We start from the raw sequence: 25,271 nt of genomic DNA, 5'->3' as shown, positions 1-25,271 counted from the left end.
TACCTATCATTACGATAGAGGGACGGCTTGCATGCCTTTATTTGACGATGGCACCGTTAGGCATAACGTCTGGTACGGTAGCGAGCGTTAATTGATCGCCTTCGGAGGCCGCGAGAATCATGCCTTGGGACATTTCGCCTCTCAGCTTCACAGGCTTCAAGTTTGTAACACAAATCACTTTGCGGCCGACAAGTTCTTCTGGCTTATAAAACTTGGCGATACCCGAAACGACCTGACGCTGCTCAAATCCCAAATCCAGCTGCAATTTAAGCAGTTTATCCGCTTTCGGAACCGGCTCAGCCGAAAGGATCTGTGCCACACGCAATTCGACTTTGGCAAAGTCATCTATGCCAATCTCAGGCTTCTCGTCTTGGCGGACAGCCCCTTCAGCTGACGCTGTTGTCTCCTGAGACGGCTCCGTCTCAGGAGCCTTAGTTAGCGTACCACCACTCATCGACGATGCGATAAAAGCAGCTTCAACTTCCGTTTCGAGTCTCGGGAACAACGGAGCATCCTTTTGAATTCGTGTTCCGCCAGGCGTCAGTCCGAACTTCTTCATGCTGTCCCACTCCGTAAGCCCGCCTTGCGTCAATCCTAGCTGCTTCCATATTTCGATCGGAGCATGCGTCAGGAACGGCTGCAGCATAATGGAGATCAATCGCAGCGATTCAGCTAGATGATGCATCGAAGACGCAAGCTCTCCGCGTTTATTCTCATCCTTGGCAAGCGCCCAAGGTTGTGTTTCATCTATATATTTGTTGGTACGGCTTACGAATTGCCATAGAGCAGTCAACGCTACGGAGAATTCCATCCGTTCCATCGCTTCTTCAACATGTCCGATCGTTCCCTTGGCAAACTGCTGAAGCGCTTCGTCAAACGGTGTTACTTGACCTGCAAACGGAGGCACAGCGCCTTCAAAGTATTTGTCGATCATTGCAATCGTCCTGTTAAGCAAGTTGCCTAGATCATTAGCCAAATCGAAATTGATACGTTCCACGAAATTTTCTGGTGTAAACGCGCCATCCGCGCCAAACGGCACTTCACGCAGCAAGTAATAACGCAGGGCATCCAATCCGTAACGATCGATAAGCACGACCGGGTCAACGACCGTTCCTTTGGATTTCGACATCTTGCCTTCTTTCGTCAACAACCATCCATGCGCGAACACTTGCTTCGGCAACGGAAGGCCAAGCGCCATCAGCATAATCGGCCAATAGATCGTATGGAAACGAACAATTTCTTTACCTACAAGATGTACATCAGCAGGCCAATACTTTTTGAACTGCTCGTCGTTCTCTTCACCGTAACCGAGCGCTGTAATGTAGTTCGACAATGCGTCGATCCATACATAAATGACATGTTTAGGATCGCCAGGCACTTTAATGCCCCAGTCAAATGTCGTTCTCGAGACAGCTAGATCTTCAAGACCTGGCTTGATGAAATTGTTAATCATCTCGTTCTTACGCGACTCAGGTTGGATAAACGAAGGATTTTCTTCATAATGCTTCAGCAGCCGATCTGCGTATTTGCTCATCCGGAAGAAATAACTTTCCTCCTTAACAAGCTCTACCGGACGTCCGCAATCGGGGCAATTCCCGCCTTCAAGCTGGCGTTCCAAGAAAAACGATTCACACGGCGTGCAATACCAGCCCTCGTAAGTGCCCTTATAGATGTCGTCCTGATCAAGCAGCTGCTTAAAGATTTTCTCGACCACCGTTTTATGTCTCGGCTCTGTTGTGCGGATGAAATCATCATTCGATATTTCGAGCTTGCTCCATAATTCCTTGATGCCGACGACGATATCATCAACAAACTGCTGCGGCGTCTGATCCTTTTCTTTCGCTTTGCGTTCGATCTTCTGACCATGTTCGTCCGTGCCCGTCAGATACCAGACGTCGTATCCTCTTAGTCTTTTGTAGCGCGCCATTGCGTCACCGGCCACCGTCGTATAAGCATGACCAATATGGAGCTTATCGCTTGGATAATAAATCGGTGTCGTCAAATAAAAACTTTTTTTCGCCATCACAATTCCTCCTTTAAATGAGAACAAAACGCAAAAAAGCCCCGTCCATCATGGGACGAGAGCTGGACTCACGCGGTACCACCCAAATTCCAGCCGATCTCTGACGACGGCAGGATCAAACTCGCTTAGCGAGCTCTCCAAGACCGGACCAAGATCAAACTGCTTCATTGTACCGTCCATTATAGACGGCGATCGCCGTTAACGCTGGCGCTTGCGCCACTCCCTTACCCGGATCTTAACCCTGCGGCTCGAAAGCGATGCCTCCCGGACCATCTTCGAGCGTATCCCCTTGCCGGCTTGCACCTTGTATCCCGGCTCTCTTGGAAGGTTACCCGCTGTACTTATCCATTCGCTGGCAATATTGATATGATGATAATATACTCAAATTCGTGGTTGCCTGTCAAGGACGTCACGCCTAATTCGAACCATCTTTGATATCGTGATAACAGCATGATGTTAACACGCCGGCCTATTACGTTGATTTGCTGCTGTGACGGCCCACGCTCGGCTCTGGTACGGGGTCAAAACCGCCAGGATGGAAGGGGTGGCATCTAGCAATGCGTCTGGCTGCCAGCCAACTCCCGCGTGCCGCTCCGTGCTTCTCGATGGCCTCGAGCGCGTATGCCGAGCAGGTAGGATAGAATCTGCAGGTTGGCGGCTTGAGCGGCGAGATGGCCTTGCGATAGAAAACAATGGGCGCTCTTGCAACCGCTCGTGCGATTCGCCTTCTCGGTTTAGCCGATTGGGGATTGTCGCTGTCTGATGCCATCTCGCTTCCTCCTTAGTTTGATGCAGCAGACTCGTCTTGCTGGCAGGTCGTGCAATAACCGAATACTTCGAATTTATGTTTGACGACTTTGAAGTCATCCGGTACCTTTGTCTGATCCATCGGACAGAATGTGATCGGATACGTTAGCCCGCACTGCAAGCAGATCAAGTGATGATGATGGTCATGCTCTCGGCAATGGAGCTTGAACTTCACTCCCTCCTCGAACACAACTTGTTCAAGGACACCAAGCTCTTCCATCACTCGCAGATTACGATAAACGGTGTCAAAGCTTAATCCAGAATAGGATTTTCCCATAAATTCATAAACAGCCTTGGGAGATAAATAGCCAGGCGTTTCTGCAAATAATTTGGCGAGTGTTTTTCTTTGGTCGGTTACTCGCAGTCCCTGACTGGACAATCGGCTGACGATTTCTTCTACTGTATGCATAGATGATCCTCCGAATCTGTTAAAGAGGTTGTTTTAAACAGGTTAATCCGCATCTATCTTCATAATGCCCAAAAAAAAGACTCCCGTCAAATAGAGAGTCTCTAACCGTTCAATCTCATATTTATGAGGAAGCTGGCACACATCGCAACAAAACAGATAATACTGACGATACCTAGTATCAATCTAACACGTTTTAGTCTATTAAGTTTCTCCGCATCCTCGCGTTGTTGACCTGCCAAAGAGAACGTGCGATGCGAGAAAAGAAACGCAATCAGGGAAGCGACGAATAAACAATTCGTGATAAACCACAACGCTGTCCAAACCAATTCATAACCCCCGTGACCGATAATCTACAAATACCACTTGTTGAGAATAAACATAAAAACGCAAAAGCTGACGATCGCTCCGGCAAAGCTATACCATCCCGTACGGAACTGCTGCTGAAACATTCTTAGAATTCCGAAACTTAGCAAACCAAAAATCAATAACAGGAACACTACCCCAAGAATAAACAATGAGGCAGATACATTACTAACATCTACCAACGTCACCGACGACACTCCTTAAGTACCCAATATGTATGCTGATGAACTTTTTATAAACACGCACTTTATTAGCCATTATACGAAATATCGAATCTATTATCCAGCGGGACATCTCCACAAACTCCGTCAAAATAGTGACAATTCATCAAATACCAGCATTTTTGTGAACAAATGATGCCCGCCGATATCGAAATTAACGATTATATGGGCAGGCATCCCATTCCTAAACGTCCATGCCTCTGTGCGTGCTTGTATGACAAAAGTGCCTTGCATCACCATCGAATAGTATGTTCCTCATAACGAAGCAGACGCGGGCGCTTACGAAGCTTCACATATAATATGCCGTTCTTGACGGCCGCCTGGCATATCCTCGGCTTAACCAATACCGGCAGCGGAACGAGCCTTCTGGTCTCTCTTTGCAGATCCATGATCCGAAGTTGATCTTCACGCACATATAAGGATATATCCCCTCTGCGGGTTCCGGCTGGCAAGCGGCATTGCACAGTCAGAAATTGTTTCGTTTCGGTGAAACCAGGTGCTTGATCGTCATGGATTTGCTCCGACGCTTCCGGCAATGCCTTGGTCATCAGACCCCGGACGAATTTCTCCACCCAATCAGGTTCGCGGATGACCTCAAAACCTTTTGGCAGCTGCTGCCCCTCCATCCAACGCTCCAGCTCTTCCCATCTAGATGCCATCTCCGTCTCCGTCCTTCCCACAAGCGTAACTTACTTTATTGTATGCGTATCCCGCCCCCCCGGACACACGCCTAATGGTAACCGTCTGGGCGCATGCCGCATAGAATATCACAAACATGTGTGGAAACAGAGGGTGATCCAAATGCCAGCGGTTGTAGGTTTTGTAAAAATAATAAGCACTGGAGGGGGCTCCATCGTCCAATTCGGCGATACGGTCCAAGTCTCTCCTTCCAGCACCTCCAAGACGTATGCAGGTTCGGGCTCCTTCCTGACGGGGAGCTTAACGAATTCGAATAACGCAGTCAGCGCTACCAACTCGCTTGATCCCGACATTCAAGACAGCACAAACGTACCGAATGGAGTCAATATCGTATGAATTGGACCATTCACCAATACATTACTATTCATGCATTGCGTGTGGATAGCGTCTCGAATAGTTCTGTGCTGCAGGTAGGCAGTGCAGGAGCGATTCGATCGCTTTCTCAGCTCTACAACACGGGAGGTTTCTCCAGCCCAGCTCCTGAACTGACGGAAGATAATCCTCTGTCTTTCGTGCCGCTGCCTCGACCAGATCCATCCTAGTATGACAACTTAAAATTTTGGGAGGTACATGCGATGAAAGATCCGAACGAAGTAAATCCGTGGCAGGACTGGTCGGCCGAGGTCGGACGGAGACTCCATCAGCAGCAGCTCCAGATTGAGCGGTTGGAGACTCAGCTTACTCAGCTTCTTAGCAAGTTTAAGACGTTAGAAGCAAAGCCAACCTACACAATCGAAAACATCAATTACAAATTCGATCAATTGAAGGTCGAACGATTGGAAGGCACGCTCAATATCGGCATGACAATGCCCGGCGGCGAAAGCTCCTCTTCGCCGGTTCCAGCCACTGGTGATGTTGAGCAATTAACCGTCGTAGACGATCAGAACTATTATCCTGATCTGACATCTTCGCCCGTACAGCCGGAAGGTCCCTTTCGTGATCTCGAGAAACGAATAGATGGATATGTCGCATCCGAAGGCGAACGTCGTCTGCTTAGCCATGAGATGGAGCTCGGCGTACAGCTTGATGTTCACCACCGCCGCAGCGTATTGGAGGATGTGCGCAAGCAGCTCCCTGCTCGCATCCATCATTACATTCAGCAATTGACCAGAGAAGAGCAGCAAGAAGGGCGCAGCAACCCTGGCGAGATAACAGAGCGGATATTCGAGAAAACGAAGCGGGATGCCGAATCTGCCATCGCCGCTTATATGCGACAGTTAAAAGCCGCTTACCCCTCATCGGAAGGATGAACCAACGTGTTGAATTTCGTCGTCCATAACCACCAGCTATGTGTAGGTCGAATTGAAGTGTTAGGCGTAGCCAGCTCATCGCTCCTGCAAGTTGGCGATACGAATCAAATGGTTTTATATTCGATGTTCGATACTCCGCCTGAATCTGTTATTGTAGGACCGATGGCCCCGCTACCTGAACCGGAAGGCTCGGCAGACGCCATTGGCGAAACGACCGTTACAGACTTCCTATGAAGCAGCATGATAACGGCTACAGCAATTGCTTTCCCGTTCGGACTGCCCAGGTTGGATTCCTTCATGTAATCAGTCTGGCATCCGCTTCAATCGTTCAAGTAGGGGATCGCGGTTCAACGCATGCGAGATTATCCGCGCTTGCTGTACAGCGCAAAGAAGATCATGCAACAGCCGGCGAGGCTTTCTTCGAGGATTACGAAATCTTTGATAGACCGTGGCCGATCTTGTATGATCAAGCATACGAGTCCGGTCAAGTCATACGCGCCCATACCTGCCATGAATCCCCAAAGATATCTGTTGGCTGCGTCAGTATCATTGCCGTGAGCTCATCCTCAAGCCTTCATATTGGGAATAGTTATTCGGTTATTGGCGAGGCTCGAGTCAAACATATTAGACAGTTTCCTAAGACCACTCAACTTGAGGTTCGATGATCGTTTCGTGGTCATGCTATACAAAAACGCCTCCCGCTACATTAGCACGGGAGGCGTTTTTTTACTGTTATTTAGGTGAGTTTGAATGTTTGATAAGTGCTTTGTATTTGGCCGCATATTTGCTCACGCTCTGCACAACAGTAGCATGTGACCAAGTCAACGGTGCAACCGACAGCGGCGAACCGTCATAAGGATTCAGCTGCTCTGGGAGAAGTCCGCTTGTAAGTGCATGATCCGCCACCCACTGCAGCGTTTCGCGTGGTCCCTCCAGCTCCTCGATCGACTTCGCGGAATCGATCTCGAAGTTCGCAACCCACAATGTACAGATAATCCATGGATTTCCTGGCACCTTGTCAATTTCGCCAGACTGTTGGAAGTAATAATCATTTGTGTAACGTGCGATGCCGCCAATATTGGTCCGGACCTGCAGGCCATCCTTAATTGCCAGCATCGTCTTGATCACTCGTTCGTCGTCCACCGGCAGCACGCCGAATTCCAGCACGCCAAACATGCTGCTCTCTAGCGTCATGTCCTTCACCCAGCGACTGTCCTTCTGAATCAATCCGCGAGCAAATCGACCTGCCTCCTCATCCCATAGATGCTCCAGCATGCCCTGCTTGATCCATTGTGCCCGTTCTTTAAGAAGATCACTGCGCTCATAGTCGCCGAATAAATCTGTAAAGTAAGCCGCAGCCATCAAGCCGCCGTAAACCGATGCAGCCGTATAGGTCCAGATGCCGTAGCGCTCTTCCCATAGATCATAACTTGATTTCGGCAGCGCAAGCGAAGGCTCAACATATTCGCTCAGGAAAGTGGCCGCCTTGCGAATCAAATTGCTATATAACGATTGCGGCAACTCGATGACTCCGTTACGCTTGTAGTCTTGCCATAGCGCGAACAGAACCAGTGCTGTCTCATCTTCCTGGATCGGGAGACGCCTGCTGCCTTGCACGATGTAGGGATGCCAGCTGGAGCCTACCGTGCCATCCGGATTGTACTTGTGATACAGATAACCATCAGGCGACAAGGCTTGGGCACAGAAGTGGAAGAACGGCGCAATCACACTTTGGTAACCCGCCATCGACATGGCTTCCGCAATCAATGCACCGTCCCGAGGCCACATGTAGCTATAGTGATCTCGATTATACTGGAGTATATCAGTGTCATTTGCCGCAAGTATTGCACCACGTTCATCGATCTGCGTTCGAACAAGCAACAAACTTTGTTTGAACAGCTTCACGACATCTTCGGGCAGATCGCCAAGATTCGATTCGGCTCTCCGGAGCCAATGATTCCAATAAATCACGATTCGGCTTAGCAGCTTTTCCGGATGATTATCTTGGACATATTGGTTCAGACTCTTTACTTCCTCCAGGTTTTTGCCAATTGACATCCAGTAGTAGAATGTTTTTTCCCCTTGACCGTCAACCATGGAACGCAAGCTGATCGTACTGTCGACTGAACCTTGAGCTATTGTATTGCCCATCAGAATGCCATCCTCTGCATCCCGCCAAGTACCCTCAGCCGATTGGAATCGCTTGATGCCTGTCGAATACTGCATGATGCCCCCTTCATCAGAGGTCCCATTAAACATGAAGTAATTCGAACGTTTGTAATGATACAACGTATGATTCTCGGGATAATAAACCGCGGTGTCGCCAACCTCCGACCCTTCGATCATCAAATCCTGATGGAAAAACAATCGAACTTCTCGGTTGGATAGATGTTTGTTACGTACAACCACCCGTTTAATATAAATACAATCACGCTGATGAATCCCGTCATTCATATAAAGCTCGACACCTAGCCGCTCATTTTTTGCTGTAATATTCGTCACTAGCGATTCTTGAATGTAATCTAACGAAATCTTCCATTCCGGATCATCCAGCCAAGAGAATTGGCCTTCCACCCATATCCCGAATCGACAATAATGACCGCCGACATGATTAAGCTGCCCGACATAAGGATAATAAATATCGCGAATATAACAGTTCTGATCCAGGTTCAGCAGCATTTTGCCGTTGCCGACGACTAGATGACGGGCCATGGCTCGTTCTCCTTTCGATGTACGGTAAGTTGTGTGTAAACGTCCATATAGGCCTTTGCGGATACGTGCCAGCTATAGTCGCTGCGAGCCCCGTTCTCCACAATCTTCTTCCAACTCTCATCCTCACGATAGTACGTTAACGCTCGTCGGATGGTATGGAGATAGTCGTGAGCATTATAATTGGCAAAGCTGAAGCCATTTCCTTCTCCAGTATATTCGTTGTACGCCTGTACCGTGTCCCTTAGCCCACCCGTCTCGCGAACAACAGGCACGGAGCGGTAACGGAGGGCAAGCAATTGGCTAATACCGCAAGGCTCAAATTTGGACGGCATAGCAAAGATATCCGAACCAGCATAAATTCTTCTCGCCAAACGGTCGCTGTAGCCGATCCATATCGCGACTTTGTGCGGATATCTCCGAGCTGCATCTTCGAACAGCTCCTCATATTTCCGATCACCGGCACCAAGCACAACGAGTTGAACATCCTCTTGAAGCAGCTCATCCAGCGTAGCGGCAATGAGATCAAATCCCTTCTGCTCAACCAGTCTGGAGACGATGCCAATCATCGGGATATCCGCCGATTCCGGCAGATTGAGCTCCCGCTGCAAGTCGATTTTGTTCTTTCGTTTGCGACCGATGGAATTACGGTATGGCGTGTGGAGTGATGCATCGTTCATCGGGTCGAACAGTTCCATGTCGATCCCGTTAACGATGCCGTATAAGTCCTCCCGCCGATACCGCAGTACATCGTCCAGATGTTCGCCATAATAGGCGGTTTGTATCTCGCTCGCATAGGATGGACTAACGGTCGTCAGTTTGTCAGCGAACTCCAGCGCGCCTTTCATGCAGCTGGCGCCATCACGATGTGCAAGGCCATCCCATCCGAACAAATCATCGCCTGCTCCTGTAAGCTCCTTTAGGAGCTCAGCTCCGAACAATCCTTGATACATCAAGTTATGTACGGTAAATACCGATTTCACATATGCCCATGCCGGATCAAATGCATATCGCGTTCGAAGCAAAAATGGGATCAAACCCGCTTGCCAATCATGGCAATGAACAATCTGAGGTTGGAAGTCCAAGTAACGAGCAGACTCCATTACCGCAAAGCAATAGAAGACGAATCGCTCCGCATCGTCGCCGTATCCATAAATCCCTTGGCGCCGGAAATACCATTCGTTATCGATTAAATAATAGGTGATGCCGTCGATTGTCGCCTTCTGCAAGCCGCAATATTGATTGCGCCAGCCAAACGAGACTTGGAATTCAGCGATCAGCTCGAACTGTTCGGTATAATGTTGCGGAATCCCTTCGTACTTAGGCATTATAACTCTCGCGTCAGCACCATACTTCGCCAGCGCCTTCGGAAGCGCACCTGCCACATCCGCCAATCCGCCGGTTTTAATCAGCGGCACAGCCTCCGAAGTAGCAAACAGAATGTTCATCCTCCACGACCTCCACTCTATCTATTTAATACATCTATCATTAAATTATTTTCCGTTTGGCAGCCATAAACGGCGATGCGCCCGCTCCACGAATGTCTCGACCCGCTTCGACCCTGACATCTTTGTCCATAATGCTGTATCGAACAAAGCTGTCTTGTCCGATATAACCATTCTGCATGATAATGCTGTCCTTCACGACGGCGCCTTTCTCGACATGGACACCTCGGAAGATGATGCTGTTCTCGACATGTCCCTCGATTCGGCAGCCGTTGGCCACTATCGATCCCGTCACCTTGGACCCAGAAGCATAACGAGCAGGCGGTTCATCCTTAACCTTCGTATAGATCGGCCCAGGCATAAAGAACAGCTCTCTCCACACATCATGATTTAACAAGTTCATATTATGCTGATAATAGCTCGCTAACGTATTCACAACGCCGAGATATCCTTCATGCATATAACCAAAAACGCGAAGCTGATCAAGTCTCGAGAATATCGCATGACGAACAAGATGATCCTGCCCTTGGGCCAGCGAAGTCTCTACCAGATCAAGCAATAAATCCTTGCGCATCACATACATTTCCATGGAGCTGATATCGCTCTCCAAACGACCGAAGTTTTCTTGGATATCCGTGACACGCCCCGTCGAATCCATCTTCACCTTACGAGCCTTGCCCAGAATTGGCTCCGAGTGCTGTTTGCAGACGACTGTGATATCTGCCTCCTGCTCTTGATGGAAAGCCAGCACCTTCTCAAAATCGATGTTACATACCATGTGGCTTCGGGTAATCACGATATAATCTAACGACGAACGGTTAAAGTAATCACGTTGTTGGTAGAATTGATATAAGTCGCCTCGACTAACCTCGAGCAAATCGTCTGACAGTGGCGGCAAAATAAATAGACCGCTTTGGCGATGCTGGAGATCCCAATGTTTGCCCGAACCCAAATGATCCATCAACGACCGATACTTGGTATGCGCGAACACCGCAACCTTGCTGATCCCGGAGTTTACCATGCTCGATAAGGTAAAGTCGATAAGCCGGTATCTCGCGCCGAATGGCACCGTCGCTAGACATCTACTTTGAGTCAGAGGTCCCAGCTCGTCGTTCTCGTGAATTAAGTTGACTACGCCTAGAATTCGATGTTTCATGACGGCTCCACCTCCAATACTAGATGATCACTCATAACATATTGATCGACAGCCACTACCGTAATCGCATCGTCCGAAGGATCGCCAATCGTTGCGCCGGCCTGTATGACCGCACCTTCGCCAATTATTGAACGGTAGATTCGTGCACCCTTGCCGATCCGTACATTAGGCATGATGACGGATTCGCTGATTAACGAACCTACCTCCGCATGCACGCCGTAGAACAGCACGGAACGATCAACTTCTCCTTCAATTACGCACCCTTCCGTAACGATGGACGACGTCACAACGGCATCTGACGATGTAAAATGTGCCGGACGATTAGGGTTTACGGAGTAGATTCTCCATTCTGGATCATAGAGATCGAGCGATGGTTCCTCTGCCAGCAGATCCATATTCGCTTCCCATAAGCTCTCGATTGTTCCGACGTCCTTCCAATACCCCTTGAAAGGATATGCGTTCAATTGACGTCCTTCCCGAAGCATAGTCGGAATGATGTCCTTCCCGAAGTCGTTGCTGGAGCCACGATTTGCTTCATCATAAATCAAATACTTTTGGAGTGTTTTCCAAGAGAAAATATATACGCCCATAGAGGCGATATTGCTCGTCGGATTTTTTGGTTTTTCTTCGAAAGCTGTAATACGATCCTCATCGTTCACATGCATAACGCCAAAGCGGCTAGCTTCCTTCCAATCGACTTGGAGGCCTGCGATTGTTACATCGGCTCCGCTGCGTTTGTGATGCTGTAGCATGAGATCGTAATCCATCTTGTAAATGTGATCGCCTGAGATAATGAGGACATACTCCGGATTATATCGTTCAATAAAGGACATGTTTTGGTAGATCGCATTAGCGGTTCCTTTGTACCACACGCCACCCTTCTGCTTCACGAACGGGGGCAATATCGTCATACCGCCATCGCGCCGATCAAGTCCCCACGGGCTGCCGATACCCAAATAACGATTAAGCTCGAGCGGTTGATATTGCGTCAGAACGCCTACCGTATCTATCCCGGAGTGGGCACAGTTGCTCAAAGTGAAATCGATAATTCTGTATTTGCCGCCAAAGTACACAGCCGGCTTTGCTAGATCCTTGGTAAGCACGCCTAGCCGCTTCCCTTCGCCACCTGCAAGCAGCATTGCAATCATTTCTTTTCGGACCATGGACACCAGCTCCTTATCAAAGTGTGTCCCCCGGCAATGGAGTAAGAAGTATGAATGTAAGGGGGGGGAGGTGAATCTTGATGCTTTGGTTGCGGCCATGCCAAGCGATATCGTCGGTGCTGTAGCAGCAGTAGCCGTCGACATCGGATCCGCCATATTTGCCGGCATTACTGTTGATTAATGTTCCATACTCTCCAGCATCAGGCACGCCTACACGATAGTCCTGATAATCGCGAGCGGAGAAATTGATAATGGCGATACTTTGACTGTCTCTCCCGTATCGAACATACGATATGACAGACTGTTCGGCGTTATTAACGTCGATCCAGCCAAAACTTTCAGGTTCCCTGTCGCGTTCCCATAACGAAGGTGTTAAGAGGTACGTATGGTTGAGATCTTTGACATAACCGAGCATGCTGCGATGCGATTCGTATTCCAGCACCATCCAATCGAGCATATCCTGGTCTTTCCATTCGTCAAAGTGACCCCACTCCCCGCCCATAAACAGAAGCTTCTTGCCAGGGTGGGTCATCCAATAACCGTAATACAATCGAAGCTGGGCGAATTTTTCTTCGTACGTGCCCGGCATTTTGTCTAATAAAGAATGTTTGCCATGAACGACCTCGTCATGAGACAGAGGCAGCACATAATTTTCTGAGAAGGCGTACCAGATGGAGAAGGTAATCAAATGATGATGATGAGACCGATCGTTCGGATGGATCGACATATAACGCAAGCTGTCATTCATCCAGCCCATATTCCATTTGAAATTAAAACCAAGACCTCCCATGTAGGTCGGCGAAGTAACGGCAGGCCAAGCGGAAGAATCTTCCGCGAGCATTAATGTATTGGGGTAGTAATGAAACACGGTTTCATTTAACTTTTTGAGGAAGCGCAGAGCGTCTAAGTTGTCCTTACCGCCGAAAACGTTATAGGTCAATTTGTCATGCGGCTTATCCATATGAAGGTTGATCATGTTCGCGACCGCGTCTACGCGTAGACCGTCGATGTGGAATTCGTCCATCCAATAGATGGCATTAGAGATAAGGAAGCTCCAGACCTCATGTCTGGAGAAATCGAAAGCCAGCGTCCCCCAAAGCGGCAGCTCCGCTCGATTGAGATCCGCGCCTTCAAAGATCGGCGTGCCATCGAATTGCCGTAATCCATGATCATCTTTGCAGAAATGTCCAGGTACCCAGTCCAAGATTACACCAACGCCAAGCCGATGACATGCATCTACGAACTTCTTGAGCTGAAGCGGTGTGCCATAACGGCTAGTTGGGCTAAAGAACCCTGTCACCTGATATCCCCAAGATTGATCGAGCGGGTGTTCGGCGAGCGGCATGAGTTCGATATGGGTATAACCAAGCTCAGCTGCATACGGAACGAGATCATGGGCCAACTCTTCATACGTGTAATAATGTTCTTTGCCTTTGATCTTCCATGAGCCAGCATGCGCCTCGTAGATCAAGAGGGGACTGTGATAGGTGTGATGTTCACTTTTCTTCTGCGCCCACTCGGCGTCATCCCACTTGTAGCCGTCATTGTCAACGACAATGGACGCCGTACCAGGACGCCTCTCCGAATAGAACGCATACGGATCCGACTTGCGAACTACTGCTCCGTCCGGTGTTGTCAATTCGAACTTGTACAATTCGCCGGGCAAAAGCTTAGGAATGAACAGCGCATGCACGCCGGTAGTACCAAGCGCTTCCATGCGATGAGCATCCCCCACCCACCGATTAAACTCTCCGATTACACGAACCTCGGTTGCATTAGGCGCCCAAACCGCAAATCTGACACCGCGAACGCCGGCTACCGTCATCGGATGAGCTCCCATAAACCGGTAGCTGTGGTAGGCTGTCCCCTGATTGAACAGGTATATCTCTTCCTCAGACAGGCCTAAGCTGATCGTTGCCACCATGTGCAGCATCACCCCCAGGAAGAATTTATACGCCTATTATACATGGTTCCATGAAAAAGAAATAGTGGATTTTCATAGAACATCACCTCATATCGCAGCTTCACGTCAAATAACCTCACGATTCGACGTAATATTCATGAAAACTATACATTAGGGGATCGCGTGACGCGGAAAATATAATAATGTTTAGGACATAATCCCTTCGTTGTTGCCGGAGCATGACAATTGACCCATTCGCATTCCACCATTTTCCTGACACGACGTGGTCGAATGATATTCGGATCTCCATGTCTGCGCAACCGTTGATGGTGCATAGAGCATAAACCCTTCGCTTTCAAAGGCTTTGAGCAATTTTCAATGATGCAAATTTCCATAGTTGTTCCTCCGATTCCGCTGTGAACATTGCCGCCTTTAAACTCATGCCAATTTGGGCTAACCTATATTTTATCGAGAATAACTCTCATTATAAAGTTGGCTATTCGTCCATTTATCAAGCTCAGCGGAGTACATGGACGTGTTGTTGTCCATTATCGACGGATCGTACAGAGAAGTTTAAATTATTAAACCGAACATCATAATATGAAACATATCGAGCAATTCGGACAGGTTGAAGGGGGGACATCCTTGACTTATACTATTAGTCTGTCAGTCAGTGAAATTAGTTAGAATCGAGGAAACCGAATTGAATGTATACGAGCAAATTTTTAAAGTTCATAGCCAAGCGATGGCAGTTATCGAGGATCGTCAAGGCGTCGTTCGTTTAGTAGATGCTAATGACGCTTTTATTCGTTTATTCGGATACAATAGAGATGAATTGTTGGGAGGCAATGGATCACGATACAAACTCCCATTACCGGCGGTACCGCATTTAACTCGCAGAGCGCTAAAAAGCGAGATTACAACGATTGCGGGGACGGGACGCGAGTTGCAAGTCCGTTACGAACAAGTGCCGCTGTCGAACGAGTCAGTGCCGGACCGCAGCAATCTACATCGTGCACTCGTAATATTCGAAGATTTGACAGCCTATAATTGGATATCCCAACAATTGTTAGGTCGGAATATTCTGATTAGCGGAATTGTAGATGAGCATATGCATATACGTTTTTTGCGTGACAAGCTTGCCCCGCTCATGTTCGAACCCAATCAAACCCTAGAAGACGAGTCGTTGCTTGCCTTCATTGCGGATGTTGATCATGAGCAGATTCGTACCATCTTGGAACAATCAGCTAGCAAGCCGGGGGAACACAGCATAACATTGCACACCAGCAAGCATAGCGGTATTGAGGTAGAGCTGGAGCTCACTTATATCCCGATTATGGACGGGTGGGGAAATCTGAAGGAGTTTGCATTCGTCATCTGGGATCTGCGTCCCTCTAACGATCGAGCGGAGCCGTCTCTGAAGTTGAGAATATGGATGGCCAAACGTGATATGTCCGCAGGAGCCCTGTCAGCCTCGACAGGCATCTCTCTGCAGACGATATCCAAGCTGCGTAACGGCAAGATCTCCAAACCGCAACGTTTGACAGCAGAATTAATTGCTGCCGAGCTTGGTGTTGAGGTGAAAGAGATCTGGCCGCATGTCAGGAAATAGACAGGAAAGGCGTCAGCTTACCCTCGCTGATGAGGTGGAGCTCATGCATGGCTCTTGTACATGCTGTATAAAAGAGTTTACGTTCTGACTCCTTGTGATACATCGTTTCGGAAGCGTCGCTTATGATGACGGCATCAAACTCAACTCCCTTTGCCAGGTACGCCGGTATAACAACTAATCCTCGCTCAAAGGTCAATGTCGCTTTGCCCATCAGCATGAGTTCTGGGATATCCTCGTGAAGCGCTTCATGAAGGAGCTTAGATTCCTCAGCCGTCTTACAGATCACTGCGCAAGAAGTAAAGCCCTGCGTTTTCCACCGAAGAAGAACTTCCTTCATTATGGATATAGATTCTGCTCGCTCTTGCGTCATAGTAATTCGCGGCTCTTCTCCGTTACGATTAAACGGCACGATCTGATCCTCTGCTTGGATGATTCGGCTAGTAAACTCGACAATTTGCCGTGTAGACCGGTAGCTTCTAAGCAAGGTGATCAGCTCAGTTTCTTCGGATTCGAATAACGCTCCTAATCCATGGAAACCTTGACCGGAGCCTGAATGGGCAAATATCGCTTGATTAAAATCTCCAAGCGCCGTGAACCGGGCATTGGGGAATATTCGTTTCAGGTATGCGTATTGGAACGTCGAATAATCCTGAGCTTCATCGATGAATACATGTTTGACGCTCGTATTCGTTTGGAATCCCTCTAGCTTTTCTTTCAGATACAGATACGGGGTGGCATCCTCATAAGGCATGACGCCGGCATCAAGCTGAGCCAGTGTATATTGCGATATCCCCTCCCACTCCATATCTCCGGCATTGAACATAGCAGCATTCTCTTGCTGGAACAATGCACGGTATATATTAGGCACATCCAGAAATTTTAACCCTTTGACCTTTCTCCTCAACTTCTTAAACTTCTCCTGCACGACCATGCCGGCAAGATATCGCTGCTCCGAATCAAAATCACTAAACGAATGCTCCGTAAATTTATTTTTCCGGCTGAGCTCTTGATAAGCTTCCGCATACGCTTCCTGATCAAGCAATTCAATCGCTTCCTGCACCCAACGTTTGCTCCGCTCCTTCTTGCTGAGTGCTGTAAGCTCTTTTAGCAGCCAATTCGCAAGCAATCGTATACGGTTCGGTATGGACAACGAAACATCCATATCGTAGAAACGCTGCTCCATCTCTTCTTTTGTAATTAACGCTCTGCCTCTGAACAGGATGGGCGCAAATAGGACACCGGAATGTCTCAGTGATTCGGTATAATCATCGATAGTTGCCATAAAAGCCGCGCCAGATTTAATCCCGATACTCGCCTGCCGATGACGATCGTCATCAGTATCTCCAGCAGACAAGATAGATTCCATCTGGCTGAAGGGATCCTCCAGCTCGAATTCACGGCTTAGACGATGCTCCAAATACTGTTGATATGTCGTTTGCGCCATATTCTGTTCGCCGAGCTCTGGAAGTACAGTCGACACGTAGCTGTTGAACATCGGGTTGGGTGAAAATAAAACGATCTGATCGGCATTTAATGTTCCGCGATATCGGTAGAGAAGGTACGCTACACGTTGCAAAGCAGCAGATGTTTTGCCACTGCCTGCCGCCCCTTGTACAATGAGGAGCTTTGCACGTTCATTTCTAATAATTTTGTTTTGTTCGCTTTGGATCGTAGCAACGATACTTTTCATGCTGGCATCCGATTGTTGTCCCAAAACCTCCTGGAGCAGCTCATCGCCAATCGTAACACCCGTATCAAACATACTCCGGATTCGACCATTGCGAATAACGAATTGACGTTTCAACGTCATCTCGCCAGTGATCGTGCCACCAGGTGTGACGTATTGCACGGGTCCAGGACCGTAATCGTAATAAAGACTAGACACCGGCGCACGCCAGTCATAGATGAGATAACGGTCGCCTGAATCGTCTAGAAGCGATCCAATACCTAGATAGATCGGTTCAGCGTCACTTTGTTGCGTGCCGTCCTCGATCAAATCCACGCGCCCGAAGTACGGCGAACGTGCTAACCTCGTCAACGTAGCCAACTGCTGCTCCATAAGCCGATAGCTGCGTTCACGTTCAGATAAAAGCTCAGCTTGCTGTTTCATACTGGCATAAGTCTCTGCCGTCTCCGCAGAATCCTCAAAATTCACCGTCACATCGTCCCAAAAATTGGTGCGAATATCAACAATATCTCCTCTTATTCCACCAGAGCGTGCACGCAAAGCCTCGAGCCGTTCAGCAATGATGGCACTCATTGCAGTTACTCGTTGTTGTTCCTCCTGTTGTTCAGGGTGAAGATTTATATTCGACATAAGTGCCTCCTTCATTCATCATTCCGATATCGTCAATCATCACTTGACCTTCATCGGAGTGAAACTTAAACGTAAGCGAAGTCATCTCGTGGATTGACAGATAATGTTCGCTTCCGTCATCGGGCCGGAACAGTTCGAAAGGGATAACGAACGATTGCAAGACGGTCTCAGCCGGCTGCTTGTATTTGTTATCCTTGACCCGATGCTCCAGCCAGCCAAACTTCATAAACGCTGCATATGACGGTGGTTGCAGGGGATCGACCTCTCCCAGGAGGACTGACCAGCTTCTCCCCCTGAGATCGGTTATAATCAGCTCGATGTCAGGCAATGGCGGCAGCAACTTCTTGTCTTGGATTAGCCATTCCATATTCGCTAATGAGAAGGTTAGACTCCCTGCCTTATAGTCGCTTAGTCTTGCCGTTTGGGCTTCTCGGAAGTTCAGGGAATAAGAGGCATCCGGCTTACTCCATTGCAGCTTCATACCGCTTGTTCCTTTTCCGTTGCCGTCTCTGTCCTTTACTGTTGTTTCCTCCTTCTCCATACCCATCGCCTCATCTGTTGACACAATAGAGGAATAGCCTTCGAAATCATCAATCATCAGCATGTCGGAGCCTTCGTAACGGTTTACATATCTAGTCGAGTCCGGTAACCATTCTTCGCCAATGCGGTAATTCTGGAACAAGGCTTTGTAAGCAGTGTTCCCATGCAACGTTGCCTCAAGGAACGCAGAGATATAGACCTCGGCAACAAGGCGTTGCTCATCTTCGTCCATTAACTGCTCTGCATTTAAGAACAACCCGCCTGGCAGCCGCTCATCCATCCGACCCCAGTCCGTATTAAACTGGCTGTGATTCGCGTTCGATATGTATATCTCTGCCTTAAAGCGATCTTCTCGATTCGTGAACGATACTCTATTATATTGCCGGTCCCCATAAAAATTATTGACATCCCCATCCAGTGCTCCCTGTATGGTCAAATAATGAATATCAATAAGCTCCGCCGCTTCATCCTCCACACGTTTGTCTGTAGGCGCGATTGCAATGACCGATTGAATATGGATATCCTCTACCTTGTTCACGATAGCGTCTTCCGAGAACCAGCGTTTGGCGTCTGCAGCCATCGCTACAGCTTGTCCGCCCCTCGAATGTCCGATTAGTGCTACTGACTGCCAGTCGATATTAGCGGCGAATATGTCTTGATTGTTTTCACCTAACGTATTCAAATAAGCAAGATGCTGCAGCAGTAGCCATGCCCTCATCTTCATATCGTCATTAGGCAAACTGGACCAAACGGAATAATTCATAAAATTTGCGTCTACTGATACAGCGATCATTCCCCGGCTCGCCAACAGCTCGCCTAGATATTCATATCCCCCGTCAGAAAAATCCTCCATAATATGATTGCCATGCACCATTAGAACAAGCGGGAACGGACCTTCCCCTTCCGGCACCCAAACACGGCCGTTTAACGGCAGTCGATGCTGGTCAAATCCCCAGAAAGCCGTCTTTAGCTTGGACCAGCTTGTAATATAAGCTGAGGCATCCACACTTGGCGATAGGATGTCCGTTTCATCTCCGAATTCCTCTTGTCGACGATCTTGCCCGCTCCCATAGGACAGTGTGGAGAACGAATAATGGCCTGGCGTCGAAGGATTGTCAAGTCTGCTCTTGGCTTGCGGCAACATTACCTCTTGTAGAGTATCGTTATTCAGGCCGGCAGCTTCGACTTCTCGCTTCGGAAGCTCCTCAGGGCCTGGAGCAAATGGCAACCACATGATCCCAACTAGACATGCAGCAGTTATGGCTGCAACTCCTGCTTTGAAGCCGATAGCCATTCTTATGGACATCAGCCATCCAAGTCCGAGTCCAAGGCCTAATGCCATAAGTGTATAAAGTCCCCCCATCACGATGGATGGCCATATCCCGAAATCTGAAAAGAAAAAAATGAAATAGCTTTCACCTGCTGCATACAATGTGATCGCGGTAAGCTTTCGAGGAAACGGTACATAACATAAGGACAGGATGAACGTGATGAACCAACCCGCAAGCCATAACCCAACGCCGTTAGCTGCGAGAAATAAGATCTGATCAAGCCATTTGCCTAATCCAGTCGGCATCCCCATAGTGGCAAGAGACATCGCAAGCGTAGCAAAAAAAACAAGGCTTCCGCTGGCGATCCGACTTATACGTTTATCACGTTCGTTACGAATGATATAACGGCTTGTTGCCCAGCGCCCCAGTCTCTTTAATCGGCTGAGTTTAATCGCATCGAATTCCTCTAATTCCTGTTCCAGCTCACCTAATTCTGTGGTCATATGGACTGAACCGACAACCAATACCTGCCGTTCGAGAGTTCGATCTGAACGGGCACATCTAAGAATGTTGTCATTTGCTCCGAAGTCATCAGTTTCTCCGTACGGTCTGACGCAAATACGGATCCTTGCTTGATCAACAAGGAATGTTCGAAGCAAGGCAATATTTCTTCTACGTGATGCGTTACATATATGAGCGTAGGCGGATTGTCTTCTTTCGCAATATTAGCGATCATGTTGAGCAGCTGCTCTCGAGCGAATATATCAAGCCCCGTACACGGCTCATCGAGAATAAGCAGCTCAGGCTTGTTCATTAATGCGCGAGCGATCAGCACACGCTGCCGCTCCCCTTGCGACAATGTCTGATACGTGCGATCAATTAGTTTTTCGCATCCGAGCGAACGCATCAGCTCCTGCGCTCGATCCATATCCCTTTCATCAAGCTCATCATATACGCCAATAGTCGAATTCACTCCGCTGAGTACAATCTTGAGCGCAGTGTCAGATCCATACAGTTTCTGCTGAAGCGACGTACTTACCCATCCGATCCGCTTACGCAGCTCACGGAGATCATATTCGCCAAATTTATGCCCCAGTACGCTTACATTGCCGGATGTCGGCCAGATGTATCCGTTAATCATATTTAGCAAGGTCGTCTTGCCCGACCCGTTAAGTCCGAGTAAACACCAGTGTTCTCCCTTTTGCACGCGCCAATCCAAACCTTTAATGATCGTTTCTTCCCCGCGTTCCCATGAAATATTATGGATGTCGATTACCATGTATGTATCCTCCCCCTGTGCCATTCTTAACCAGTTCCTTATCGAATTAGGTTTCCTATTGTAATCATAGCGCTTTCGGCTGTCAATTGGAATGCGTGTAGAATAGTCACGACGACACGTGCTTTGCCTCGCTTTTTCGTTCCTTTTGGATCTTAATAAAAAAGCTGCCCGAAGGCAGCTTTTTCGATCCTTTTGCGATCATGCGTTACGTCATGGCGTAATAAAGAGGAACAATAACCAAATTAAGTGCAAGTGCTGCAAGTCCAATTGTGATCGACCAAGCTCCAAGCCCCTTCGCTCCTTGGCGATAAGCAATGAAACCCAGTACGGCTGCTGCTGCGCCGATAAGAACTGGCCATATAAACCATGAAGCAATCGCAAATACAAGCGAAATCCAACCTAATGCCGTACCGCTGCTTTCGGTTTCCGAGATATAACTGACATCGCCATGCTTCTGATAATCACCTGAAGCTACTGGCATGCCGTAAGCAAAGTCGGCACCCATTTCCGTATTCAAGTCGCCGGCATTGGGCAAATTTGTCGGAGTACCTGTATTGGTTGGTTCATACAATCGTTCATGCCCTGTTCTAAGCTCATGATTGTTGTACACATCGTCATCATGCTTCACTTGATCAGTCATTGTCTTTTCACTCCTTTGGTTTAAAGGTGTGGCAGCAGGTTGACGCGGATTGTTCAGCTTGATCCTGGTGGAACAGCCCTAGCTCGTCCGACGCAAACTCTTCTTTGAATGATCCATTGGCATGTTGATCAATGTCGATCGTGATTTCTGCTGCTCCGCAATTATTGCCTTCCTTCCAGAAACTGCAATTGGCTACGCTGCAACTTACGCCTTTTGGCATAAAAAAATCACCTCCGCTCTCATTGTCCCTCAAGCGGAAGTGATTCATTCTTACCTATTTTTGTCCTTGCATGCGGCGCTGCGTCATATAGTCGCTTTCGTAATACGATAAGTCATCACGAAGCTCTTCATAAATCTTGGAAACAGCAAGCACGATATCGCGAGCTACGCGAACCGGCTTGTACCGGAATCGGATGGCGTCTTGACCTGTGTAAGCATAACGTCCGTCTTCAGAATAACATTCATTTTTCGGATAGAAAAATGCGTTAACGCAATGATGGTAAACTTCATACAAAACGCGATCGCCTTGCTCGGTATCGAAATTCGGTCTTCTGAGCAATACTCCCAGCTTTTCTACTGCGACTTCAGAATAGACCAACAAATGGCGCAGGTCGGACATTAATCCTTTGTAGAAGAGCTCAGCTCCTTCTGCTCCATCTTCTCCAACCAGTCCTGTTAGGGAGTGATTGTTCAGGAACGGTTCGAGCTGGGCAACAGCTTCTTTCAATTTTTCGCGTGAGGTTTCAGTTAAAGCTTTAACATTCGTGGACGGCATGGTGGTAGATCCCCTTTCCTAATTCCAGGCAAGTGTAAACGGCTTAAACCGGCACATGGCGAGAATAAGTTGCGTTTCACATTGAAATATAAGTTCCGTATGACAAGTACGATTTTTTCTTATATTTCAAAAAAACTATAAACATCAACATCGTACCACAAATTCCATTGAAACGGTACTGGCGATTCCTGACTCATCGCATAATTTCGTCTCTTACGTAGGAGTCTAAGAACAAGGAACATGTTCATTTCATAAATAACGGAGGCTAGTCATGCGAAAATCTTGGATCGCCGCTTTCACCATCATTGCCATCGCCGCGCTGCTACTACCAGCAACGCCGCTATTCGCACCGCGTACCGGTACTAATCGCGAGACGCCAAAGTCGATTCCATTCTCTGCAAGCAAGGAGCATAAGCTGAAATTGATGGAATTGCAGCATGACTTGGACGCCACGGAGCTGCTCATGACAGCGGAGTCTGTCAAAGACTTCCGGCAAGTACTGCTCGCAAGCGGACATTCCGCTAGGACTGCATCGGCAGCGATTGACGGGCTTATGAAGGAGCATGCACACTTCAGTTACGTGAACTGGCAGTCCTCGGGCAAGTCTCTGCACCGCGGCACCATACCGACTACCTCAAATGGGATTGCCAAAAGTTATCTGAAGGATGCTGCCGCTAAGCTGCGTTCGAATCAAAGCTATGAATCCAAACCGTTTGTTGCAACAAATAAAAGTCGATACGTTGTTATCGGTGTACCGGATACAAACACACGAGGCAGCGGTGTAATCGGCATTATTAAACAAGATGTTATCGGTCAAGTCGAACTACACCAAAAACGTAATTTGCGGCTTATTCCTTATCCGTCCGAAGGAAATTACCGGATCGAATCTGTAGCGCCCAATTCAACCAAGGATATCACCGTTCGGAATGGCGAAGATAACGGCAATGCCAGCCACTATCATATTCGCGATGTTGTCGTTCATTTCCCTGCTCAGCCATCTGAAGCGGACTTGCTCAAGATCAAAAAGGATGTCAATGCAGAGCAAATACAGCGAATCGGAGATACGTATGTATTCCGGTCCAATACCATCGAAACGAAACAATTAATGGAATACTTCAAGATGAATTGGAAACCTGAATATACAGAACCACACTACTTGTATATGACGAATGAAACCGTGTCGGAAGATACTGTTATTCCGAATGATACATTGTATTCGCAATACCAATGGAATTTACCTTCGATCGGAGCTGAGCATGGCTGGGCTGTATCGAAGGGCGATGAAGGTGTTATCATTGCTGTTCTGGATACAGGGGTGCAGAGCAACCATCCCGATCTATCGGATAAGTTGATAAGCGGCACCAACATTATTGACAGCAGCGCCTCGCCTAATGACGATGTCGGACATGGTACGCATGTTGCCGGTATTATCGGAGCATCGGTTAACAATGGAGAAGGCGTAGCAGGCGTATCATGGTATAACAAAATTATGCCTGTCAAAGTTCTGGATAGCAGCGGGGCTGGCTCCACTTACTCCGTTGCACAAGGGATTATTTGGGCCGTCGATCACGGCGCCAAAGTTATTAATATGAGCCTTGGCAACTATGCGCAAGCCGATTTCCTTCACGATGCGATTAAATATGCTTACGAGCGAGATGTGGTGCTGATCGCGGCAAGCGGCAACGATAATACGGATCGTCCTGGATATCCCGCTGCATACCCTGAAGTATTTGCTGTAGCGGCCACCACAAATAATAAGGAAAAAGCTTCGTTCTCCAACTATGGCGATTATATCGACGTAGCGGCGCCAGGCGACAGCATAGCCAGCACCTATCCGGGAAGCCAGTATGCCGCACTATCCGGCACATCAATGGCAAGTCCTCACGTCGCAGCGCTTGCCGGGCTCATTCGTTCTGTCAATCCAGATCTGACGAACGAAGAAGTGATGGAGATCATGCGTTCCTCCGCTCAGGATTTGGGTACGGACGGCAAAGACATCTATTTCGGATACGGGGAAATCGACCTAAACAAAGCACTTCATGCCGCAACAAGCTTCGGAGGCGCCCTTCAGAACTTCCCTCAGAAGGTGAAACGTCGCTTGGCACAAACGGAACCAAAGTGAGATGCGAGAATGAAGAGTCGTAGATGTGACACAGCTATAACGAAGGCTACAACAAACAAAAGCTGCTCCGTTATGGAGCAGCTTGTTTGTGTGAATGTTGTAGTCGTTGCGGAAAGTTTGCCGTAAGCCGGGTTCTGTACTTCTGGTGGTACAATCGGGAACGACCCTCCCACTGTGAAGCGACAATCATCTATCTAGGCTGTACATTGCTGCACAGCTCCAGCAACGCACCCGGACGCGCCTCGGGCTAAGGCTGCAGCGCAAGGCTGCCGCGTCCTCTCGGTCTTGCTCCAGATGGGGTTTACCAGGAACGTAGTCACCTGCGCTCCTCGTGGTCTCTTACACCACGGTTCCATCCTTACCTGATCCGGCACTAGGCCGGCCATCGGCGGTCCATTTCTGTGGCACTATCCTTCAACTCGCGCTGACTGGACGTTATCCAGCATCCTGCCCTGTGGAGCCCGGACTTTCCTCTCGCAGCAACAAGGCTGCCAGCGATTGTCTGTCAAACTTTCCGTTTGCAGAACTAAGTATACAAGGTTTCTCCACAAAGCTCAACCCTTGGCT

22 protein-coding genes and 1 other RNA gene are annotated in these 25,271 nt (G+C 48.4%); 7 read left to right on the top strand and 16 right to left on the bottom strand.

The features are described 5' to 3' along the window. Nucleotides 1–37 precede the first annotated feature (37 nt). The 4 genes from metG to ACX1C1_RS17905 form a co-directional block, all read right to left on the bottom strand. The gene (metG, locus tag ACX1C1_RS17920; protein ID WP_458953541.1) at nt 38–2,023 is read right to left on the bottom strand and encodes a methionine--tRNA ligase; all 1,986 of its coding nucleotides are present in this window, start codon (nt 2,021–2,023) and stop codon (nt 38–40) included. Between the two features lie 472 nt (nt 2,024–2,495). Further along, nucleotides 2,496–2,792 carry a membrane protein insertion efficiency factor YidD gene (yidD, locus tag ACX1C1_RS17915; RefSeq protein WP_458953540.1) on the bottom strand — a complete coding sequence of 99 codons (297 nt, stop codon included), beginning with the start codon at nt 2,790–2,792 and terminating at the stop codon, nt 2,496–2,498. Between the two features lie 12 nt (nt 2,793–2,804). Then, complete coding sequence (locus tag ACX1C1_RS17910) at nt 2,805–3,239, bottom strand: Fur family transcriptional regulator (protein WP_458953539.1); 435 nt, start codon at nt 3,237–3,239, stop codon at nt 2,805–2,807. A gap of 817 nt (nt 3,240–4,056) precedes the next feature. Continuing rightward, a complete protein-coding gene (locus ACX1C1_RS17905; protein WP_458953537.1) occupies nt 4,057–4,482 on the bottom strand; it encodes an Hsp20/alpha crystallin family protein in 426 nt (141 codons plus the stop codon). 142 nt (nt 4,483–4,624) lie between these two features. Here ACX1C1_RS17905 and ACX1C1_RS17900 point away from each other — a divergent pair, with 142 nt between their 5' ends. The 5 genes from ACX1C1_RS17900 to ACX1C1_RS17880 are packed head-to-tail and all read left to right on the top strand — an operon-like array spanning nt 4,625 to nt 6,437. Continuing rightward, nucleotides 4,625–4,858: a spore germination protein gene (locus ACX1C1_RS17900; protein WP_458953536.1), complete on the top strand. Its 234-nt coding sequence runs from the start codon at nt 4,625–4,627 to the stop codon at nt 4,856–4,858. Then, complete coding sequence (locus ACX1C1_RS17895; RefSeq protein ID WP_458953534.1) at nt 4,855–5,064, top strand: spore germination protein GerPB; 210 nt, start codon at nt 4,855–4,857, stop codon at nt 5,062–5,064. The genes ACX1C1_RS17900 and ACX1C1_RS17895 overlap by 4 nt, the downstream gene beginning before the upstream one ends. 33 nt (nt 5,065–5,097) lie before the next feature. After that, a complete protein-coding gene (gene gerPC, locus ACX1C1_RS17890; protein ID WP_458953532.1) occupies nt 5,098–5,772 on the top strand; it encodes a spore germination protein GerPC in 675 nt (224 codons plus the stop codon). A gap of 6 nt (nt 5,773–5,778) precedes the next feature. After that, nucleotides 5,779–6,006 carry a hypothetical protein gene (locus tag ACX1C1_RS17885; protein WP_458953531.1) on the top strand — a complete coding sequence of 76 codons (228 nt, stop codon included), beginning with the start codon at nt 5,779–5,781 and terminating at the stop codon, nt 6,004–6,006. Then, nucleotides 6,003–6,437, top strand: coding sequence for a spore germination protein GerPE (locus ACX1C1_RS17880; RefSeq protein ID WP_458953529.1), 435 nt, complete (start codon nt 6,003–6,005; stop codon nt 6,435–6,437). The genes ACX1C1_RS17885 and ACX1C1_RS17880 overlap by 4 nt, the downstream gene beginning before the upstream one ends. A gap of 67 nt (nt 6,438–6,504) precedes the next feature. On the opposite strand, the gene ACX1C1_RS17875 is transcribed toward ACX1C1_RS17880, so the two are convergent. The 5 genes from ACX1C1_RS17875 to glgB are packed head-to-tail and all read right to left on the bottom strand — an operon-like array spanning nt 6,505 to nt 14,169. After that, a complete protein-coding gene (locus tag ACX1C1_RS17875) occupies nt 6,505–8,484 on the bottom strand; it encodes a glycoside hydrolase family 15 protein (RefSeq protein ID WP_458953528.1) in 1,980 nt (659 codons plus the stop codon). Next, nucleotides 8,469–9,929 (bottom strand): glycogen synthase GlgA, encoded by a 1,461-nt coding sequence (gene glgA / locus ACX1C1_RS17870; protein ID WP_458953526.1) that lies wholly within the window; start codon nt 9,927–9,929, stop codon nt 8,469–8,471. The genes ACX1C1_RS17875 and glgA overlap by 16 nt, the downstream gene beginning before the upstream one ends. Before the next feature lie 40 nt (nt 9,930–9,969). Then, entirely contained in the window at nt 9,970–11,082 is a 1,113-nt protein-coding gene (gene glgD, locus ACX1C1_RS17865) for a glucose-1-phosphate adenylyltransferase subunit GlgD (protein ID WP_458953525.1), read from the bottom strand. After that, nucleotides 11,079–12,245: a glucose-1-phosphate adenylyltransferase gene (locus ACX1C1_RS17860; protein ID WP_458953524.1), complete on the bottom strand. Its 1,167-nt coding sequence runs from the start codon at nt 12,243–12,245 to the stop codon at nt 11,079–11,081. The genes glgD and ACX1C1_RS17860 overlap by 4 nt, the downstream gene beginning before the upstream one ends. 16 nt (nt 12,246–12,261) lie before the next feature. Beyond that, on the bottom strand, nt 12,262–14,169 hold the full coding sequence (gene glgB, locus ACX1C1_RS17855) for a 1,4-alpha-glucan branching protein GlgB (RefSeq protein WP_458953523.1): 1,908 nt from the start codon (nt 14,167–14,169) through the stop codon (nt 12,262–12,264). A gap of 682 nt (nt 14,170–14,851) precedes the next feature. On the opposite strand from glgB, the gene ACX1C1_RS17850 reads away from it, so the two are divergent. Then, nucleotides 14,852–15,760 (top strand): PAS domain-containing protein, encoded by a 909-nt coding sequence (locus tag ACX1C1_RS17850; RefSeq protein ID WP_458953522.1) that lies wholly within the window; start codon nt 14,852–14,854, stop codon nt 15,758–15,760. Here the strand turns inward: ACX1C1_RS17850 and helD are convergent. From helD to ACX1C1_RS17820, 6 genes are all read right to left on the bottom strand, one after another. Next, the gene (gene helD, locus ACX1C1_RS17845; protein WP_458953521.1) at nt 15,750–18,077 is read right to left on the bottom strand and encodes an RNA polymerase recycling motor HelD; all 2,328 of its coding nucleotides are present in this window, start codon (nt 18,075–18,077) and stop codon (nt 15,750–15,752) included. The genes ACX1C1_RS17850 and helD overlap by 11 nt on opposite strands. Then, entirely contained in the window at nt 18,052–20,391 is a 2,340-nt protein-coding gene (locus ACX1C1_RS17840) for an alpha/beta hydrolase (protein WP_458953520.1), read from the bottom strand. Before ACX1C1_RS17840 ends, helD begins: the two co-directional genes overlap by 26 nt. Next, nucleotides 20,388–21,167: an ABC transporter ATP-binding protein gene (locus tag ACX1C1_RS17835; RefSeq protein WP_458953519.1), complete on the bottom strand. Its 780-nt coding sequence runs from the start codon at nt 21,165–21,167 to the stop codon at nt 20,388–20,390. Before ACX1C1_RS17835 ends, ACX1C1_RS17840 begins: the two co-directional genes overlap by 4 nt. A 205-nt stretch (nt 21,168–21,372) precedes the next feature. Then, on the bottom strand, nt 21,373–21,807 hold the full coding sequence (locus ACX1C1_RS17830; RefSeq protein WP_458953518.1) for a hypothetical protein: 435 nt from the start codon (nt 21,805–21,807) through the stop codon (nt 21,373–21,375). A 7-nt stretch (nt 21,808–21,814) separates the two neighbouring features. After that, entirely contained in the window at nt 21,815–22,027 is a 213-nt protein-coding gene (locus ACX1C1_RS17825) for a DUF1540 domain-containing protein (protein ID WP_458953517.1), read from the bottom strand. Nucleotides 22,028–22,081: 54 nt separating this feature from the next. Continuing rightward, on the bottom strand, nt 22,082–22,582 hold the full coding sequence (locus tag ACX1C1_RS17820) for a YpuI family protein (RefSeq protein WP_458953516.1): 501 nt from the start codon (nt 22,580–22,582) through the stop codon (nt 22,082–22,084). A 271-nt stretch (nt 22,583–22,853) separates the two neighbouring features. On the opposite strand from ACX1C1_RS17820, the gene ACX1C1_RS17815 reads away from it, so the two are divergent. Next, nucleotides 22,854–24,704, top strand: coding sequence for a S8 family peptidase (locus ACX1C1_RS17815; protein WP_458953515.1), 1,851 nt, complete (start codon nt 22,854–22,856; stop codon nt 24,702–24,704). Nucleotides 24,705–24,812: 108 nt separating this feature from the next. Here ACX1C1_RS17815 and rnpB read toward each other — a convergent pair. After that, nucleotides 24,813–25,218, bottom strand: an RNA gene (gene rnpB, locus ACX1C1_RS17810) — RNase P RNA component class A. Between the last annotated feature and the right edge of the window lie 53 nt (nt 25,219–25,271).

The organism is Paenibacillus sp. strain BS8-2, assembly GCF_054483835.1.
This window is presented reverse-complemented; position numbering and strand designations above follow the sequence as displayed.